Below are 1,837 nucleotides of genomic sequence, written 5' to 3'. Positions count from 1 at the left end.
ACAGATCCTGTGGGATCTGGGCACGCACTCTAAACATCAATTTTTCCCGTTCAGTAGCGGTTTCAACGGTTTTGGGAGTGAACTGTGCGACATCGGCCACAAAAGACACTTTGGCGGGGAAGACATATTCAGGGGCGGCATCCAGAATAATTCTGACATCGGTTCCTAAGGCTAAACGTCCTGCACTGAGTGTCGGTAAAAAGAAGGTCATATACACATCACGCACATCGACCAAATTCAACACCCGTCCACCAGCACCAATGACTTCTCCAGGTTGGGCAATACGATACTGAACTCGACCATCACGGACAGCTTTAAGCTCACTATCAGATATATCAGCCTGAATACGGTCGATGCTGGCTTGTGCACCTAATAAAGCAGATTCCGCTCCTGCCAATTGTGCTCTGGCAGTGACAATGGCTGCATCTGCTGCGGCTACCTGAGCCTTTGATGCACTGACAGCAGCGATGGCACTTTGCTGACGTGCAAAATCATCATCGGCTTCCTGCTGGGAGGTTGCTCCACGTCCTGCCAAGGATGAAGATCGCTCGTAACGCTTACGCGCCACATTTAGTTCAGCCTGACGCTGTGCAACCAGGGCCAATGCGGCTTGTTTTTCTGCTTCGCGCTGTACCAATTGACTTTTAGCGATAGCTACAGAGCTCTCGGCCTGATGAAATAATGCCTGGGCTTCACGTAACTGCGCCATCAGGTTTTCAGTATCCATTCGGGCCACTACCTGACCAGTCGTGACAAAATCACCTTCTCGGACCAATATATCCTCAATTCGCCCGGCCGTTTTGGCGGCCACATCGATTTCAGTCGCCTCAATTCGGCCGTTGCCATAAACCAGACCGGCATTAGGATCCGGTGCCAGATAAAAACGCCATACAAGGAAAATGGATAAGACAATTATTGCTACAACAATTAACGCACGAAGCAAATGAGTATTTCGGTTAAGTGGCATCCGTTTTCCCTTATACAAAGAAATTTGCCAAAACGTCGTAAAATTTCCGCAACCTTAGGAATGTTTTTAAAACGACATTGCTATTGCAGATTATTTTGAAGAAAGCAGTGGAGATTATTGATCTCACAAAGCCTTATCAGTTGGACTCAAGTTTACAACAGCGAAGCATAATTAAAACGATGAGTATGCTTTAACTTAACAGCTTTTGATGCAGATCAAATGAATTTTGTAACGAAAATTTTCACTCAGGGTTGATGTTGTTCACACCCTTGAAAGACTTGTTGTTCCACTTTATCTTCAGATAAATCATCTGGGAAGGTGTAAGCAAGATTTATCGCCAAATCAACAACACGCAAGAACTCTTCATTGGCAAACTCAGGACGCATTGTCTGCTGAACATCCTGCTTGGATTTTCCGGCTTGCTTATGATGATAGTAATCACCTGTCAGATTGGCGATAAGATCACATTGTTTATTGTTTTCCATCTCATTTGCATGAAGCGCCGAATTACAAAACGCCAACACAGATAAAGCCAGAATAGTTTGAATTTTCATCAGCAGCTCTTGTTTTGATTAATCACACCTGACTTCTGACTCTCGAACAAACAGTAAAATCCTTCAGCCATGAATTATTCAGAAAGTTATTTTTACTGAATGGTTCTGATTATTAGGAATTATTGTCAAAAAAAAAACGGCCTGTATAGGCCGTCTTTTTTATTAATTAATATTAAGGCTGGGGAGTATTAAAGATTTTTACGATCTGTCCATTTTTAATCACTACATGGGTTTCCTGATCTTCCACCATGCGATATAGCCATTTTTCAAAATAATCATTTTCTACGTCAGAATCGGCTACTTTTCTTAGCACCGG

General features: G+C 43.3%; 2 protein-coding genes. Both read right to left on the bottom strand.

Annotation, left to right across the window (positions count from 1 at the left end; genetic code table 11):
- A partial coding sequence (locus B3182_RS05680; RefSeq protein WP_292751917.1) for an HlyD family secretion protein occupies nt 1-967 on the bottom strand: 967 nt, incomplete at its 3' end.
- 245 nt (nt 968-1,212) lie between these two features.
- Nucleotides 1,213-1,521: a hypothetical protein gene (locus B3182_RS05675; protein WP_292357073.1), complete on the bottom strand. Its 309-nt coding sequence runs from the start codon at nt 1,519-1,521 to the stop codon at nt 1,213-1,215.
- Between the last annotated feature and the right edge of the window lie 316 nt (nt 1,522-1,837).

Source organism: Methylophaga sp. UBA4204, from assembly GCF_002379485.1.
Lineage (GTDB): Bacteria > Pseudomonadota > Gammaproteobacteria > Nitrosococcales > Methylophagaceae > Methylophaga.
The sequence above is the reverse complement of the archived record's forward strand: the minus strand, read 5'-3'. Positions and strand labels throughout refer to the sequence as shown.

What these genes read in the sequence shown, in the direction of transcription:
- B3182_RS05675 (WP_292357073.1), bottom strand. Translation starts at nt 1,521, where the DNA reads ATGAAAATTCAAACTATTCTGGCTTTATCTGTGTTGGCGTTTTGTAAT.